This is a genomic window from Wenyingzhuangia sp. IMCC45467, from assembly GCF_054111205.1.
Genome location: NZ_CM134196.1, coordinates 1,414,051 through 1,429,850, shown reverse-complemented (window position 1 = coordinate 1,429,850; position 15,800 = coordinate 1,414,051). Strand labels below are relative to the sequence as shown.

Here is a 15,800-nt window from a genome sequence, read left to right as displayed (position 1 = left end):
AATTATTAATTACCATCAGGTGTTTCTATTTCAAATCTTGTGCTAAATGGCACAGTCCAATCACTTAATTGATTTGGATTGGCAGGATTGTATTTAGGAGTGTTAGGTTTGATGTATTTTACAAGGTCTAACTTTAGTTCTTGAATTCCAAGTATCACAGCTTTGGCAATTTCGTTTGCACCAAAACTATTAAAATGTGTATTGTCTTCTAATTTCTTAGTTTGTCCTGGGAAAGTATTTGCAGGGTATTGTACAAAAGCTTTTCTAGATGGCTCAACTCCCCATGCCTCATACATTTTGGTAGTCATTTGAGTAATATCAATCAAAGGAACTTGTAAATCATTTGCAACTTTTCTCATTGCGGCAGGATACTCTCCGTGGGTTGGTCTTAAAGTACCATCATTGTTAAAAGCTCTTCTTTGTGTTGGTGTACATAAAACTGGAATTCCGCCTTTTTTTCTAGCTTCTGTAATAAATTCTTTTAATAGATTGGTGTATAACCCCCAAGCACCATTTCCTTCTCCTTTTATTTTCTCATCATTATGACCAAATTCTATAAAAAGGTAATCACCAGGTTGCATTAGACCAAGTATTTTCTTTAACCTTCTTCCTCCTTTAAAAGATGGTAATGAAGCTCCAGATTCTGCATAATTGACTATAACAATATCAGAAGTAAAATAATTTGTAGCAAATTGACCCCAAGAAGCCCAAGGTTCAGTATCTTGATCCGTTACTGTAGAGTCTCCTGCTAAAAATAATGTAGTAACGTTTTTAGCTGGTGAAATTTTAATGCTTTGAATAGCAGGAGTTCCTAAAAATTCTAAGGTTAGTTTATCATCCCAATTTAGTTGTCCTAAATTTCTTTTTTTAACAGCTATAGAGCTGTTGCTATCAATTTTAGGTGTTCTAACGTTTAAGCTAAAAGTTTTGTGTATACTTTGTTTTTTATCGGTTTTTATTTCTTTAAGAAATAACCTTCTAGATTCAGCTTTTACGGAAGTTGTAGCACATTTTTTTCCGCCTAATACAACATCAATAGTATAATTACCTTCTGGAAGTTTTACAGAAAAGTAAATAGATGTTTTTGAGGAAATGTTTTTTTTTTGAAATTCTACGTTTTTTGCAGATTGGTAATCAAAACCATAACCGGTTTTTTCATTGTATTCAATAGGTGAATTAATTATTGTTCCGTTAGACTGTTTTTGTTTTTTACCAAAGAAAAATTCATGATTCTGTTCTTTGTGTTGTGCATAAATATTGAATGCAAAAAAACATAATAAAAAAGTAAAAAGGTGTTTATAGTATTTCATTAAAAAAATTTTAAGCAATTTGATATAAATACTGTAAAAAACCATCCTGCACTATTCTGCTTTTTTAAGTCTGAAATCTATAAATGTAATTTGTAAAATGTGTAAATAATTTTTTTTAAGTATTAATAGATGGGGTGAAAATTATTCAACAAAATTATATTGTGAATTTGTGTATGCTGTTAGGTGTTTATATGGAATAATAGACCAAGAATAATCACAATCATTATTGTTTTTTTTCTTTAACAAAAGACCATCTTTGGTTAAATACCATAAAGGGAATTGCCAATTTTTTACATTATTATAGTCACATTTTGCATTTTGATTTTCATTGATTTTTTCAGGATAAATTGCCGTTAAAATTTCTAGTATTTTAGGACCAAAGACTTTATACCTGTATTGCATCCATTTATATTCTCCTTTAGAAAGTTTAGGCATGGGTTGTTTACCAAACCAAAAAAGTTCTTCAAGTTTTGGTTCTATAGCGTTTTCCATGTTGTAAGTTATATGCTCTATAGCATCATTACCAGCTGAACCAAAGCAAGATCTATGGATATTTGATGTATAGCTAAGGAATTTTGAGGTTAAGTAATTTACTTTATAATTTGTAGTATATTCACCTATTTCTCCTTGAAAAACACAAGAGTATTTTGAGCCAATCATTTTTAAGTGAATAGCGGTTAATTTAAGGTTGATGCTATCTGGCTCGATATTGTGTGTTGGATTATTAACGACTCTAAAAAAAGAAATATCCGATTTTTTGTCTACGTATTTTCTAATGTAAGCCCCTTTAGCTATTTCTTCTTTTCTTCTTTTTTTAAACTTAATATTTTTTGTTTTGTAGGCAGTATAAGGATCTATATCGTGTTTTTTAATCGCATTTATATATTTATGTTTAAGCTTATCAACATCAATAGGTTTTAAAGAAAAGTTTATTTCCTTATTCTTTTTTTTCCAAACCCCTTCCCATAAATTTTTTTCTACCTCTCTTATTTCAATAGATTCGTTAACAATATTTGCTTTTTTCTCCTTATCCCAATGTTTGGAAAATAATTTAAATAATCCTCCTTCTAAAATATTACCTTCAAGAAAATGATCGTACTTATCATTTATTGTTGTGTAAACAGCAACACAATCTGTACCATATTCATCAATTTTAAAAGCCACTTCTTTATGGTCAATTTTACCTACTAAATAATAGGTTTTTTCTCTATGAGCATGTAAAGTATGAATTGTGAATAAAAGTAAAGTTATAAGAATTGTGTGTTTTTTCATTTTGGTAAATCGTTGATGTATGAGCTTAAATAAAGTTTTTTTAGGGAATAGAAAATCCGTAATTTGCTTGCCAAATTAATTAAAATATTCGTAACAAAATGGATGGATTTGTGTTTTATTTAAAACAAGGAGTTAACCATATTACCGATTTGCAAGGTTTAGATCATATGGCATTTATTATTACCCTTTGTGCTGTTTATAAAATAAAACAATGGAAGCAAATTTTAGTTTTGGTTACTGCCTTTACTATTGGACATACTGTTACATTAGCTCTTTCTGGTTTAAAAGTAATAACTGTAAACCAACAATTAATAGAAACGTTAATACCAGTAACTATTTTGTTAACAGCTGTTTATAATATTGTTAAAAAGAGCGAAAATCCTAAAGGAATTCAAATAAATTATTTGCTGGCTTTGTTTTTTGGTTTTATACATGGAATGGGGTTTTCTAATTTTTTCCGTTCTATGATGATGGGGATTAATGATGAGTCTATTGTATTTCCGTTGTTTTCTTTTAATATTGGTATTGAGGCTGGACAGTTAATAATAGTAGCTTGTTTTTTATTGATAAACCTTGTTTTAACAAAATTATTATCTGTAAAACATAGAGAATGGAATTTGGTGGTTTCAGGTGCAGGAGGTGGAATTGCTTTAATGATGATTATTGAAAAATTAATATAAATAGCTTTGAAAAATATTATAACAGCGTTTTTAATTTTGTTTGGTGTTTCTAACCTTTTTGCTCATGCAATAAAAATGACAACGGCCAAATTAGAGATAGATAATGCACACAAAACATGTAGCTTAACCATTAATTTTTTTATTGATGATTTTGAAAGTGAAATGATAAAAATGTATCCGCAAGAACCTTTTGATTATGAGAATTCAAGTGCTGAAATGCGAGAGACTATAGAAAACTATGTAAAGGAAAATGTAGTTGTTCATTTAGGTAATAGCCAAGTTTTATTATCCTTAACATCTATAGTTAAAACTGAAGATAATGTTTGTCAGGTGGTTTTAAAAGGAGATGTTAAAAACCTACCTAATTATCAAACAGTAAGTATTAAAAATACTTTGTTGTTTTCTTCTTTTGATAAACAATCTAATGTTTTACACTTGTATGTTGATAGTGAAAAAAAGCAAATATTAAGATTTTTTAAAGGTGTGCCTTTAAGGATAGAAAAAATATAACTAAGGGGTGTTTGTTATAAAATCATTGGCACTTCCATTAATAATATTTTAGTGTTTTGTGTTGCTGTAATTTTAATACGATCTGTATTCCAAATACCAAAACCATCTCTTTTTTCTAACACTTGTTCTTCAACAATTGCTGCTCCTTCTAAAATAAAAAAATAAACCCCATTACTGGTGTCGTTTAATATGTAGCTTGTTTCAGTTTGTTTGTTAAAATTTCCTAAACTAAACCAAGCGTTTTGATGTATCCAAACTCCTTGATCATTTTTATTAGGTGAAAGTATTTGATAAAATTCGTTAATTTTTTCTATGTTTTCAGTCGCTATTTGGTCATAGCGAGGTGTTACATTTTGTTGGTTAGGAAACACCCATATTTGCAAAAATTTCACATCGTTTTTGTTGCTTTTGTTTTTTTCGCTGTGAGAAACTCCTGTTCCTGCACTCATTATTTGTATGTCTCCTTTTTTAATTACTGTTGTGTTTCCAATATTGTCTTTATGCTCTAAATCTCCCTCTAATGGAATAGAAATAATTTCCATGTTATCATGTGGGTGAGTTCCAAATCCCATTCCTTTAGCAACATGGTCATCATTCAAAACCCTAAGTGCACCAAAATTCATTCTTTCTGGATTGTAGTAATTGGCAAAGCTAAAGGTGTGGTATGAGTTTAACCAACCATGATTAGCATTCCCTCTTGTTGCAGATTTATGTAATATAGTATCCATTAGTTTAAATTTTGTAGTAAAATTAATCTTTAAAAGTTAATGTAAAAGTAGTTCCTTTGTTTACTGTACTGTCAACAGTAACAGTACCTCCTAAGCTTTCCATGTGACTTTTTACTAAAAATAATCCAATTCCTTTACTCTCCTTATGATTGTGGAAACTTTGATTAAGACTAAAAACATTATTACCTGCTTTGTTAAGATCAAAACCCAACCCATTGTCAGAAAAAATAATTTGAGTATTGTTATTTAGTCTGTGAGACTTTATGTTTATTAATAATTCTTTGTTCGGGTTTGCGTATTTAATGGAGTTAGAAATTAGATTTAATAAAATACTTTGAAGGTAAAATGGACTAAAGTGAATGTCTTTAACTTCTGAAAAATCAACATTAAAGTTAGCATTAGAATTTTTAATTAACTCATCTATAGAATCTTTTACTATGTTTAAGTGATAAGTTAAATCAATAGGTTTAACTTCAATATTTATATTGTTTTTAGTACTTAAAGTATCTAAATGGTTGTTAAGTGTTTGTTTTAGTTTAAGGAGTGATGTGTAAAAAACCTCTATATAAGTAAGTGTGTTTTTACATTCAATTTTAGAAAAATCCATCAAACCAAATAAAGAAATAATATTGTCTATAGGAGATCTTAAATCGTGAGAAGTAGTATATGCAAATTTTTTAAGTTCATCATTTAACTTGGTTAATTCTATTAATAAAGAGTTTCGTTTGTCTTCTAACTTTTTTATTTGTGTAACATCTTTAGCAACAGCATATATCAATTGATCTTCGGGTTCTGTAATAGATGTCCAAGACAACCAGATAACATCTCCAGTTTTGGTGATATATCTGTTTTCAAAATTAATCATGGGGATATTTTTGCTGATATCATGTCTTAGTTTAGAAGTAATTTCTCTGTCTTCAGGATGTATATAATGGCTTACAGGGTTTTGCATAACTTCCTCTATAGTGTATCCTAATATGTTGGCAAAAGCCGGATTCACTTTTTTTAAAATCCCTTGGTGAGATGCAATGCAAAGAATACTTGGAGAGATGTCAAAAAAACGCTCCAAATTGTATTGTTTTTCAGAAGTAACTTTTGGTGTAGAAACGTGATGAGCACTTTGCATATTAAACTGAACTTAATAGAGTAATAATAAAGTGTAATTTACGTATTTTTTAGGTATGATATAGTTTTTTCCTAATGATTTATATTGTAAGGGTATAAATGATGTAGATACTAAAACAATTCTTAAATTTGTTAACGGAATTAAAAACAAGAAAAATGAGCCAATTTGATAACGAAAAAATTCAAGAATATTTAAAAGCTGGAGCTGTGGTTTTAGATGTAAGAACAAATGAAGAATATGCCGAAGGTCATGTTCCAGGATCTGAACACATTGTTTTGCAAACATTACCAGGTAAAGTAAATGTGGTAAAAGATTATGGAAAACCAGTAATTGCTGTTTGTAGAAGTGGAGCAAGAAGTCAACAAGCAACAGATTTTTTAAAACAACATGGGGTTGATATTATGAATGGAGGTCCTTGGGAGAATGTTGATCAATATGTAGGGTAACAACCAAACAATATAAAAAATAAAAAGCTCTTTGACGTTCATCAAAGAGCTTTTTGGCTAACCAAACTTACTGTTTACTAATTACAAAATATTAATTTTTCCAAGGTTTGTAGTTTTTAGCTGCCGGTCCTTGAAGTTTATTTCTGTTATAATTTGAAGCAATTACATATGTTTTTTCTGTATTTCCATTGTTTTTCCAACGTTTTTGATTTTTAACATCTTTACTTTTTAGGTTGGATTTGGCAACAGTTTTAGTAATTACTGTAGCTTCTGTATTATGTTGCCATGGTTTGTAATTTTTTGCTTCAGGACCTGTTAGGTCGTTTTGTTTTTGAGCACTAACACTTCCTCCAATCATAATTGCTAAAATCCAAATAAAATTCTTCATAAATTCACTCTTTTAAACGTTAAACATATGGTAAATTTACGCTTAACATAGTGTTTCTGAAATATGAGAAAAATGGTATTTTGCTATGGTTGTTTTACGGATAATGGACTACGTGTAAATACGTATTAGGTTTAAATAATGTTTAAATTACTGGCTTTGTTTATCAACTCAACAGTGTTTTTTACCTCAAGTTTTTTTAGCATATTAGACCTGTGTGTTTCTACTGTTCTGGTACTAATATAGAGTTTTGTAGCAATTTCTTTTGTGGTGAGCCCTTTGGCTAAAAAGTCTAGAATTTCAGATTCTTTTTTAGTTAATTTTTTAACATTATGGACATCAGCCATGCTGTCTATCATTTTTTGAGAAAGTTCTTGACTAAAATGTTTGTGACCGTTATGTACTTGTTTAATTGCTTGTAAAACTTCTTTTTCATCAGAGTTTTTTAAAAGATAACCATATGCTCCATATTGAGCACATTTGGCAATATAGTTTCCATCATCATGCATAGAAACAGCAATGGCTTTAACAGAACTGTATTTTTTTCTAATGGTTTTTAAAACTTCAAAACCATTCATGTTAGGCATAGATAAATCCAGTAATATAATATCAGGAATAGTACCTTCTTTTAAAACATTAATCAGTTCTAAACCATCTTCTACATTTGTTAAAACATTTAAAAATTCATGTTTGTTTAGTAAAGCAGTTAATCCATCTCTAAATAGTTGATGATCGTCTGCAACAATAAGATTGATTTTATTCATGAGTTAATGGGATTTCAATTTCAACATTAGAATTTTCTGGTTCAGATTCAAAGGTAATAGAGCCGTTTAAAATTTCTACTCTTTCTTTTATGTTAATAATTCCAGAGCCTAAATTTACCGTTTCTGTATTGTAACCTATACCATCATCAAAATAAAAAATAGAAAGGTAATTATCAAATTCAGTAATGGAAATTCTAATTTTATTTGCTTGAGCATGTTTTACACTGTTGTTAATTAACTCCTGGCTAATTCTAAAAATAGATATGGCAATGTTGGTGTTAATTTTAGAATGTTTCTTTTTAATAGAATTATTAAATTCAATATCAATATTAGTGGTATTCTTAATTAGTTTTACAAAAGTCTTTAAGGTTTCACCTACACCAAAATCAATTAAAGATGGAGGCATTAAAGCATAGGTCATTCTTCTAATTTCTGCAATGGTATGATCTATTAAGGATTTCATTTTTTCTTTTTCCTCTAATTCAATATCCATGTTTTCTACAAAAAAGCGTAAGCTGGTTAGTAATGGTCCAATACCATCGTGTAATTCTTGAGCGAGTCTTTTTCTTTCTGTTTCTTGCCCTTCAATTAAAATTCTCTTTTTATTAGTGTTTGCTTGTGCTACTTTTGTTTGATATTCAATTAATTGGTCCTTCATTTTTACCAAAGAATTCCCTAGTACGTCTGATTTAGATTTAGGCTTATAGTTGCTATCTAATTTCATTTCACCCACTTCGTGAGAAAATGTAATGGCTCTAGTTAAAGAATCTTTTAAAGAATTTAAGGCTTTTAGAATATCATTAATTTCTTTAAAATGAGTTTTTTTGGTCATGTTTACATTGTAGTTTCCATCTGTCATGGCTAGCAATTGAGTTTCCATAGTTTTTAGTGGACGGGATACAAATTGTGTAAAATACACTCCTAATAAAAGAGCTATAATAAAAATGGAGCAGGCTATAAATAGTAGTTTTATTTTCATATTATACAAAGGCTGCATAACCTCTGTAACATCCATTTCAGACAAAATAGACCATTGTATGTTAGATATTTTAATGATATGATAAGCACTATAAACAGGAATGTTTCTGTAGTCTTTATAAATTCCGTTTTTTAAAATATTGTTAAAAGAATTTTTAACACTTTTAGTTTTGGAGGCTATAGTATAAGGGGCTTTGTTAGGGTAAAACCTAGAAGCAGATCTTAATTTATAATCTGTTCCTACTAAGTACGTTTCTCCACTTTTACCCATTCCGGTTCTCTCTAGTAGAATTTGTTGAATGTATTCATGACTAATGGTTTTTAAACTAACAATACTATCATTTTTAAGTTTTACAAATCCAATCAATAGTGTTCCGTTTTTTGATATAGGAGTAAAATCATACATTCCTGTTTTTGAAATATCAAAAGGAAGACTTTTTAAAGATTCAAGATTAAAGTTATGTAAAGAATCGTTTTCTCTTTCTATAAATTTTGTCCATTCAGTATCTATATATTTTTCAATTTGGACTCTTTTTAATCGTTCAATTGAACTTAGTTGAGAGAGAATTTTTTCATTTAACGTTTTTTCAAATTGATTGTAAAATGATGTAGAAAGAGCAATAACCACTAAAAATAGTAGTGAATTAACAATAAGGACAAGCCAGGTTCTAAGGTTCATTATATTATGTATTGGGAGGTAAATAAACAACTTTACGAATGTACGTAATTTTACTATTTACTAACAGAGGTCTTTTCTTAAAACTGATGAAAAATATATTTTATTAACTTAAAAAGCTCTTTAACCTAAATAGTTAAAGAGCTTTTTAAATAATTTTTTTGATGTATGATATTACCAACCTCCGCTGGCACCACCACCACCGAAGCCTCCGCCTCCAAAGCCTCCGCCACCAGAGAAACCTCCACCGCCACCAAAGCCTCCAGAAGATCCTCCTCGGTAACCTCTACTACTTCCTAAACTACCCAATAAAATAGCGGTAAAAATATCAGAAGAATCTAAACCACCTCCACGGTTGTTAGAACCTCCATTTCCTTTGCCAGAATTATTGCTTCTACTCATAAAGTAAAGTACAGCAGCTATAATTATAATTAAGATAAGTATACTCCCTTTTCCTTTTTTGGTACTCCTTTTATTAGGATCTCCTTTATACTCACCTGCTAATATTTTAATAATAACATCTGTGGCTTGGTTTAAACCGTTGTAGTATTGTTGTTGTTTAAAGTTTGGAGTAATGATATCATCAATAATTTGTTTACTTAAATAATCAGTAAGTAAGTGTTCAACACCATAACCTGTGGCAATATGAATTTTTCTTTCGTTAGGAGCTATTAAAATAAAAACACCATTGTCTTTACCTTTTTGACCAACTCCCCATTCATGCGCTTTTTCGGTTGCTAGCATAGCAATATCATTACCTTCTAAACTTTTAATAGTAGCAATAACAATTTGAGTTGATGTAGTGTCTTTATAGCGAATTAACTTTTGCGATAAAGCTTGTACCTCTTGGTTTGATAAAATATGAGCATAATCATAAACCCCTTTAAAAGTGGTTTCTTTTTTAGCCAAAGGCTCTTGTGCTTGTGTAAGTACTGTTGAAAAAAAAGCCAGTCCAAGGACTAGCTTTGTGATGTGTTTTAACATATAATTTTATTTTCTATCTCCAAACAAACGTAGTAAGAATAAAAATAGGTTGATGAAATCTAAATAAAGCGTTAAAGCTCCCATAATAGCTCCTTTTTTAGCATTCTCTTCAGAGTCTAAATGGTTGGCCATTCTTTTTATTTTTTGAGTGTCATAAGCAGTTAATCCTACAAATACGGCAACTCCTACATAGTTTAAAATCCAGTATAAAGCTGCAGATTGTAAAAACATGTTTACTACCGTTGCAATAATAACTCCAATTAAAGCCATAAATAGCAAGTTCCCCCAGCTAGTTAAATCTTTTTTAGTAGTATATCCGTACAAACTCATGGCTCCAAAAGTACCTGCTGTAATAAAAAAGGTTGAGGCAATTGAGCTAGAGGTATAAATAATAAATATAGATGACATGGTAATTCCATTTAAAATAGAATACAATACAAAAAGCAAACTAGCTCTTTCTGCAGTCATTTGCTGAATTCTAGCAGATAACCATACAACCAAACCTAATTCGGCAATAATAGTTCCATAGAACATTACTTTGTTAATTCCAGTAATATTTCCTACACCATCTGTAGTGTATAGAAGTTGAAAAAATGCTGGAGTAGTGGCTGCCCACCACGATACAAATGCAGTAATTAACAAAGCTCCACTCATCCAAGCGTATACTTTGTTCATAAATGCAGCCTCTTTAACCGAGCTGCTTTCAATAGTAAATGGGTTCATAATAATTATCCTTTTGATATTTCGTCTGACAATTCGTTTGTGTCGTCACTTTGGTATTTAAAGTAGGTTTTTAGTTGGTTTCCTGCCTCTTCAATACCATCGATTAGTCCTTGAGCAAATTGTCCTTGTTTAAATTGATTAATAACTTTGTCTTTGGTGGTTTCCCAAAATAAATCGGGTACAACTTCGTTTATACCATCATCACCTAAAATAACAAATTGTTTGTCTTTTGTAGCAACGTAAAATAAAACCCCATTTCTGGCATCTGTTTCAAACATTTTTAAATCGTTAAAAACAGTAATAGCTCTATTCATAACATCTTCTCCTTCAAAAGTAGGTTCTATATGAACTCTAATTTCACCAGAGGTGTTTTTTTCTGCTTTTTGAATGGCAGCAACAATTTGTTGTTCTTCGATTTCGGTAAAAAACGGTTTGGTTTTACTCATGATTAAAATTTTACTTCAGGAGCTTTACTAGCTGATGCATCTGCTTGAAAATAATCCATTTTTTCAAAAGAAAATATACTTGCAGTTAAGTTTTTTGGGAATTTTCTAATCATAGTATTATAATCTTTTACCATGTTGTTAAAACGATTACGTTCAACATTAATTCTATTTTCCGTTCCTTCTAATTGAGATTGCAAACCTGTAAATTGTTGACTTGCTTTTAAGTCAGGATATCTTTCTGCAACAACCATTAGCTTGTTTAAAGCTCCGGTTAAACCTTGTTGTGCTTCTTGGTATTTTGCAATGTTGGCTGCAGACAAATTATTTGCATCAATAGTTACCGATGTTGCTTTAGCTCTAGCCTCTATTACTCCTGTTAATGTTTCTTGTTCGTGGCTTGCGTATCCTTTTACGGTAGCTACCAAGTTTGGAATTAAATCGGCTCTACGTTGGTAAGAACTTTCTACGTTTGCCCACTGTCCAGTAGCGGCTTCTTGAGCGCTAACCATACTATTGTATCCGCAAGAACTCAAAGAGATTGCTGCGATACAAATCACTAAATATTTTACAATTTTTTTCATGCTCTAATTTAAGAATTATAGTTTACAATAGAGCATAAATGATACCAATATCTAAATATGACAGAATGTCTTTTATAGTTGATTTTTAATTTTGATGAGTTCTGTTTTAATGGCTTCTAATCGACTAATAATTTTAGTATTGGTAATGGTTTCTTTGGGTTTTTCACGTAACCTTTTACGAACCCCCTCTAAAGAATAGCCTTGCTCTTTGGCTAGGTGATAAATAAGTTTAAAGTTTTCAATATCAGTTTGGGTAAACATTCTGTCACCTTTACTGTTTTTTTTAGGCTTAATCATGTCAAACTCTCGTTCCCAATAACGGATCATAGAAGAAGTAACACCAAAAGCATTGGCTACTTCACCTATTTTATAATACCTTTTTTTAGGGAGTTCTATATGCATTAGTCTAAAGATTGATTTTCTTGTGAAGATAATACTAACATCGCTTCATATTCTTCAGGAGTTAAATCATTATGATAAAAATAAACAGGATTTAATTTTTGATTTCCTTTTTTTACTTCATAATGTAAGTGAGGAGCTGTAGAAGATCCTGTAGATCCTACCAAACCTATCAAATCACCTCTTTTAACTTTTTGACCTGTACGTACATAAAAAGTACTCATGTGAGCATAGGTTGTTTCGTAACCAAAACCATGATTGATTACAACATGGTTTCCAAATCCTTTTCTAGATTTTTTAGCTGATTTTATCACTCCGTCACCAGTTGCATAAATATTAGTCCCTTGCGGAGCAGAAAAATCCATTCCCCAGTGCATTCTTCTTGTTTTGTAAATAGGGTGAATTCTAATTCCATAACCAGAAGCCATTCTTTTTAAGTCCTTATTTGCTACGGGTTGAATGGCAGGAATAGAAGCTAACATTTCTGATTTGTTTTTGGCCAATTTTACAATTTCATCTAAAGATTTAGATTGTATAACCAAACGTTTGGCCAAAATGTCCATTTTTTTTGTGGCTTCTTTAATCAATTCACTGTTTTTAAAACCATTTAAGTTTTTGTATCGGTTAACCCCACCAAAACCAGCACTACGTTCATCTTCAGAAATAGGTTCTGCTTCAAAAATAACTCTATAAACGTTGTTGTCTCGTTGTTGAATTTCTTGTAAAATGGCATCAGACTCTTCCATTCTTTTTTCTAACAACTCGTAATTAAATTTTAAATTATTTAATTCCTTTAAAGTAGCTCTTTCCGAAGGGGACTTTAAAATAGCGCTAAAAGCAACAAAACCAATCAATCCTATTAAAAAAACAGCAAAAATATATAGAATTGAATTTCTTAAAATTCGCTTTGTATTCTTTTCTATAGGCTGATAAGAAAGGGTATCAGAATCGTAATAAAATTTTGCTTTCGCCATGAATCTAAAATAACTATTTTTGTGACCTAATTAAATAAAGCAATTTAATTGATGTTATTAACGTACAAAATTACAAAATGTTTTGTTAAGGTAATTATTGATGTTTGCTTAACCCAATTTATTATATGAAATCTCAGGATATTAGAAAGAAGTTTTTAGAGTTTTTTGAATCAAAACAACATAAAATAGTGCCCTCAGCACCTATGGTTTTAAAGGATGATCCAACGTTAATGTTTGTAAATGCTGGAATGGTTCCTTTTAAAGAATTCTTTTTGGGACAACGTAAAATTGTCAACTCAAGAGTTACAGATTCACAAAAATGTTTGAGAGTTTCTGGTAAACACAACGATTTAGAAGAGGTAGGAATTGACACTTATCATCATACTTTGTTCGAAATGTTAGGAAACTGGTCTTTTGGAGATTACTTTAAACAAGAAGCTATAGATTGGGCATGGGAATTATTAACAGAGGTATTTAAGATAGACAAAGACATCTTATATGTAACTATTTTTGAAGGTGATGAGTCTGAAGGATTGACTAAAGATACAGAAGCATATGATATGTGGAAGAAACATGTGCCAGAAGATAGAATTTTATTAGGAAACAAAAAAGATAATTTCTGGGAAATGGGTGCGCAAGGACCTTGTGGACCTTGTTCAGAAATTCATGTTGATATTCGTTCTGCTGAGGAAAAAGCTAAAATTCCAGGAGCAGAATTGGTGAATATGGATCATCCGCAAGTAGTGGAAATTTGGAACTTGGTATTTATGCAGTTTAATAGAAAGGCTGATGGTTCTTTAGAAAACTTACCAAATCAACATATAGATACAGGTATGGGGTTTGAACGCCTTTGTATGGTATTACAAGGTGTTCAATCTAATTACGATACAGATGTATTTACTCCGTTAATTAATGAGTTAGAATCTAAAACAGGATTTAAATACGGAGAAAAAGAAGAAATAGATATTGCCATCCGTGTGATTTCAGATCACGTAAGAGCAGTTGCTTTTGCTATTGCGGATGGTCAGTTACCATCAAGTACAGGAGCAGGATATGTAATTCGTAGAATATTAAGACGTGCGATTCGTTACGGATTTACTTTCTTAAATCAAAAAGAAGCATTTATTTATCAATTGGTAGAAGTATTAAGTAATCAAATGGGAGCTTCTTTCCCAGAAATTGTTTCTCAAAAACAATTGGTGATGAATGTAATTAAAGAAGAAGAAACATCATTCTTAAGAACTTTAGGGCAAGGGTTAGGATTGTTAGACAATGTAATTGCTGAAACCCAAGGAAAAGAAGTTTCTGGAGATAAAGCATTTGAATTGTATGATACCTTTGGGTTTCCTATAGATTTAACAGCACTTATTTTAAGTGAAAAAGGGTATACTTTAAACGAATCTGAATTTGAAGCTGCTTTAGAAAAACAAAAAAATAGATCTAGAGCTGCTGCAGAAATGGATATGGATGATTGGGTAATTTTAAAGGAAGATGCTGAACAAGAATTTGTTGGGTACGATTATTTAGAAACCAATGTAAAAATTACCAGATACCGTAAAGTAACTTCTAAAAAAGAAGGCGAGTTGTATCAATTGGTATTTAATTTAACGCCATTTTACCCAGAAGGAGGAGGACAAGTTGGAGATAGAGGATTTTTAGAAGCTAGCAATGGTGATGTTTTACATATCATAGATACTAAAAAGGAAAACAATTTAGTAATGCATATTGCTAAAGATTTGCCAGCCAATACAACAGATACTTTTAAAGCCGTGGTAGATGCAAAAAACAGAGAGTTGTCTAACAACAATCACTCTGCAACACATTTATTACATCAAGCATTAAGAGCTGTGTTGGGAACACATGTAGGACAAAAAGGTTCTTTGGTAAATGCAAAATATTTACGTTTTGACTTTTCTCATTTTTCTAAAGTAACTCCAGAAGAAATTGATGAAATTGAAAATTTTGTAAATGCTCGCATTCGTGAAAAATTAGACTTACAAGAGTTTAGAAATATTCCAATGCAAGAAGCTATAGACAAAGGTGCTATGGCGTTGTTTGGAGAAAAGTATGGAGACACTGTTCGTATGATTCAGTTTGGAAACTCTAAGGAATTATGTGGTGGTACTCATGTTGCGAATACAGGAAACATTTGGCATTTAAAAATTACAAGTGAGAGTGCTGTAGCTGCTGGAGTAAGAAGAATTGAGGCTATTACTGGTAATGTTGCAAAAGATTTCTTTACCAAGCAAGATAAAGCTGTTGTGGCTGTTAAACAAATTCTTAAGAATGCAAAAGACCCGGTTAAAGCAATTGTAAGTTTACAAGATGAAAACGCAGCTTTAAAGAAAGAAATAGAAACCTTATTAAAGGAAAAAGCTAAAAACATTAAAGGAAGCTTAAAAGCAAATATTCAAGAAGTAAACGGAATTAATTTCTTGGCTACTAGAATTGATATGAATGCTGGAGCTATTAAAGATATTGCTCACGAATTAGGAGGAGAGGTAGAAAACTTATTCTTTTTTGCTGGAGCAGAAAATGATGGAAAAGCAACCTTAACCTCTTACATTGCTAAAAACTTGGTAGAAGAAAAAGGGTATGATGCTGGTAAAATAGTTCGAGAATTAGGAAAATTAATCCAAGGAGGTGGTGGAGGACAAAAGTTCTTTGCAACTGCAGGGGGTAAAAACCCTGATGGATTGTCTGAAGCTATTGAAAAAGTAAAAGAATATTTATAAAATATTCTTATCAGTCTGAGTGTCCTGAATTTATTTCAGGATGTATCGAAGACAAAAAGAATGTTTTATATTTATAAAAACTT

The 15,800-nt window shown here is 30.7% G+C and carries 17 protein-coding genes; 4 read left to right on the top strand and 13 right to left on the bottom strand.

The window, feature by feature from the left end; genetic code table 11:
• Window positions 1–5: 5 nt before the first annotated feature.
• The gene (locus tag ACXGQT_RS06155) at window positions 6–1,310 is read right to left on the bottom strand and encodes a rhamnogalacturonan acetylesterase (RefSeq protein WP_457830523.1); all 1,305 of its coding nucleotides are present in this window, start codon (window positions 1,308–1,310) and stop codon (window positions 6–8) included.
• A 141-nt stretch (window positions 1,311–1,451) separates the two neighbouring features.
• Window positions 1,452–2,582 carry a hypothetical protein gene (locus ACXGQT_RS06150; RefSeq protein WP_457830522.1) on the bottom strand — a complete coding sequence of 377 codons (1,131 nt, stop codon included), beginning with the start codon at window positions 2,580–2,582 and terminating at the stop codon, window positions 1,452–1,454.
• A 98-nt stretch (window positions 2,583–2,680) separates the two neighbouring features.
• Here ACXGQT_RS06150 and ACXGQT_RS06145 point away from each other — a divergent pair, with 98 nt between their 5' ends.
• Both ACXGQT_RS06145 and ACXGQT_RS06140 read left to right on the top strand, forming a co-directional pair.
• Entirely contained in the window at window positions 2,681–3,262 is a 582-nt protein-coding gene (locus ACXGQT_RS06145) for a HupE/UreJ family protein (protein ID WP_457830521.1), read from the top strand.
• A 6-nt stretch (window positions 3,263–3,268) separates the two neighbouring features.
• Window positions 3,269–3,772, top strand: coding sequence for a DUF6702 family protein (locus ACXGQT_RS06140; protein WP_457830520.1), 504 nt, complete (start codon window positions 3,269–3,271; stop codon window positions 3,770–3,772).
• Between the two features lie 14 nt (window positions 3,773–3,786).
• On the opposite strand, the gene ACXGQT_RS06135 is transcribed toward ACXGQT_RS06140, so the two are convergent.
• Both ACXGQT_RS06135 and ACXGQT_RS06130 read right to left on the bottom strand, forming a co-directional pair.
• Entirely contained in the window at window positions 3,787–4,500 is a 714-nt protein-coding gene (locus ACXGQT_RS06135) for a pirin family protein (protein WP_457830519.1), read from the bottom strand.
• Between the two features lie 22 nt (window positions 4,501–4,522).
• Complete coding sequence (locus ACXGQT_RS06130; protein WP_457830518.1) at window positions 4,523–5,626, bottom strand: PAS domain-containing sensor histidine kinase; 1,104 nt, start codon at window positions 5,624–5,626, stop codon at window positions 4,523–4,525.
• 155 nt (window positions 5,627–5,781) lie between these two features.
• On the opposite strand from ACXGQT_RS06130, the gene ACXGQT_RS06125 reads away from it, so the two are divergent.
• Window positions 5,782–6,072 carry a rhodanese-like domain-containing protein gene (locus ACXGQT_RS06125; protein ID WP_457830517.1) on the top strand — a complete coding sequence of 97 codons (291 nt, stop codon included), beginning with the start codon at window positions 5,782–5,784 and terminating at the stop codon, window positions 6,070–6,072.
• 91 nt (window positions 6,073–6,163) lie between these two features.
• Here ACXGQT_RS06125 and ACXGQT_RS06120 read toward each other — a convergent pair whose 3' ends face one another.
• The 9 genes from ACXGQT_RS06120 to ACXGQT_RS06080 all read right to left on the bottom strand — a co-directional run bounded on the left by ACXGQT_RS06120 (window position 6,164) and on the right by ACXGQT_RS06080 (window position 12,982).
• Window positions 6,164–6,460: a hypothetical protein gene (locus ACXGQT_RS06120; RefSeq protein ID WP_457830516.1), complete on the bottom strand. Its 297-nt coding sequence runs from the start codon at window positions 6,458–6,460 to the stop codon at window positions 6,164–6,166.
• Window positions 6,461–6,591: 131 nt separating this feature from the next.
• Window positions 6,592–7,221: a response regulator gene (locus ACXGQT_RS06115; RefSeq protein WP_457830515.1), complete on the bottom strand. Its 630-nt coding sequence runs from the start codon at window positions 7,219–7,221 to the stop codon at window positions 6,592–6,594.
• On the bottom strand, window positions 7,214–8,878 hold the full coding sequence (locus ACXGQT_RS06110) for an ATP-binding protein (protein WP_457830514.1): 1,665 nt from the start codon (window positions 8,876–8,878) through the stop codon (window positions 7,214–7,216). Before ACXGQT_RS06110 ends, ACXGQT_RS06115 begins: the two co-directional genes overlap by 8 nt.
• 171 nt (window positions 8,879–9,049) lie before the next feature.
• Window positions 9,050–9,859: a TPM domain-containing protein gene (locus ACXGQT_RS06105; protein ID WP_457830513.1), complete on the bottom strand. Its 810-nt coding sequence runs from the start codon at window positions 9,857–9,859 to the stop codon at window positions 9,050–9,052.
• Between the two features lie 6 nt (window positions 9,860–9,865).
• Window positions 9,866–10,582 (bottom strand): Bax inhibitor-1/YccA family protein, encoded by a 717-nt coding sequence (locus ACXGQT_RS06100; protein WP_457830512.1) that lies wholly within the window; start codon window positions 10,580–10,582, stop codon window positions 9,866–9,868.
• Between the two features lie 5 nt (window positions 10,583–10,587).
• Complete coding sequence (locus ACXGQT_RS06095) at window positions 10,588–11,028, bottom strand: TPM domain-containing protein (RefSeq protein ID WP_457830511.1); 441 nt, start codon at window positions 11,026–11,028, stop codon at window positions 10,588–10,590.
• 2 nt (window positions 11,029–11,030) lie between these two features.
• Window positions 11,031–11,609: a LemA family protein gene (locus ACXGQT_RS06090; RefSeq protein ID WP_457830510.1), complete on the bottom strand. Its 579-nt coding sequence runs from the start codon at window positions 11,607–11,609 to the stop codon at window positions 11,031–11,033.
• A gap of 72 nt (window positions 11,610–11,681) precedes the next feature.
• Complete coding sequence (locus ACXGQT_RS06085) at window positions 11,682–12,011, bottom strand: MerR family transcriptional regulator (protein ID WP_457830509.1); 330 nt, start codon at window positions 12,009–12,011, stop codon at window positions 11,682–11,684.
• Complete coding sequence (locus tag ACXGQT_RS06080; RefSeq protein ID WP_457830508.1) at window positions 12,011–12,982, bottom strand: M23 family metallopeptidase; 972 nt, start codon at window positions 12,980–12,982, stop codon at window positions 12,011–12,013. The genes ACXGQT_RS06085 and ACXGQT_RS06080 overlap by 1 nt, the downstream gene beginning before the upstream one ends.
• A gap of 125 nt (window positions 12,983–13,107) precedes the next feature.
• Between ACXGQT_RS06080 and alaS the strand changes: the two genes are divergently transcribed.
• Window positions 13,108–15,717 carry an alanine--tRNA ligase gene (gene alaS, locus ACXGQT_RS06075; RefSeq protein WP_457830507.1) on the top strand — a complete coding sequence of 870 codons (2,610 nt, stop codon included), beginning with the start codon at window positions 13,108–13,110 and terminating at the stop codon, window positions 15,715–15,717.
• Window positions 15,718–15,800 lie beyond the last annotated feature (83 nt).

Bases quoted from the DNA above. Each gene is read 5' to 3' on its own strand.
- ACXGQT_RS06155 (WP_457830523.1), bottom strand. From the start codon at position 1,310: ATGAAATACTATAAACACCTTTTTACTTTTTTATTATGTTTTTTTGCA.
- ACXGQT_RS06150 (WP_457830522.1), bottom strand. From the start codon at position 2,582: ATGAAAAAACACACAATTCTTATAACTTTACTTTTATTCACAATTCAT.
- ACXGQT_RS06145 (WP_457830521.1), top strand. From the start codon at position 2,681: ATGGATGGATTTGTGTTTTATTTAAAACAAGGAGTTAACCATATTACC.
- ACXGQT_RS06135 (WP_457830519.1), bottom strand. From the start codon at position 4,500: ATGGATACTATATTACATAAATCTGCAACAAGAGGGAATGCTAATCAT.
- ACXGQT_RS06130 (WP_457830518.1), bottom strand. From the start codon at position 5,626: ATGCAAAGTGCTCATCACGTTTCTACACCAAAAGTTACTTCTGAAAAA.
- ACXGQT_RS06125 (WP_457830517.1), top strand. From the start codon at position 5,782: ATGAGCCAATTTGATAACGAAAAAATTCAAGAATATTTAAAAGCTGGA.
- ACXGQT_RS06120 (WP_457830516.1), bottom strand. From the start codon at position 6,460: ATGAAGAATTTTATTTGGATTTTAGCAATTATGATTGGAGGAAGTGTT.
- ACXGQT_RS06115 (WP_457830515.1), bottom strand. From the start codon at position 7,221: ATGAATAAAATCAATCTTATTGTTGCAGACGATCATCAACTATTTAGA.
- ACXGQT_RS06110 (WP_457830514.1), bottom strand. From the start codon at position 8,878: ATGAACCTTAGAACCTGGCTTGTCCTTATTGTTAATTCACTACTATTT.
- ACXGQT_RS06105 (WP_457830513.1), bottom strand. From the start codon at position 9,859: ATGTTAAAACACATCACAAAGCTAGTCCTTGGACTGGCTTTTTTTTCA.
- ACXGQT_RS06100 (WP_457830512.1), bottom strand. From the start codon at position 10,582: ATGAACCCATTTACTATTGAAAGCAGCTCGGTTAAAGAGGCTGCATTT.
- ACXGQT_RS06095 (WP_457830511.1), bottom strand. From the start codon at position 11,028: ATGAGTAAAACCAAACCGTTTTTTACCGAAATCGAAGAACAACAAATT.
- ACXGQT_RS06090 (WP_457830510.1), bottom strand. From the start codon at position 11,609: ATGAAAAAAATTGTAAAATATTTAGTGATTTGTATCGCAGCAATCTCT.
- ACXGQT_RS06085 (WP_457830509.1), bottom strand. From the start codon at position 12,011: ATGCATATAGAACTCCCTAAAAAAAGGTATTATAAAATAGGTGAAGTA.
- ACXGQT_RS06080 (WP_457830508.1), bottom strand. From the start codon at position 12,982: ATGGCGAAAGCAAAATTTTATTACGATTCTGATACCCTTTCTTATCAG.
- alaS (WP_457830507.1), top strand. From the start codon at position 13,108: ATGAAATCTCAGGATATTAGAAAGAAGTTTTTAGAGTTTTTTGAATCA.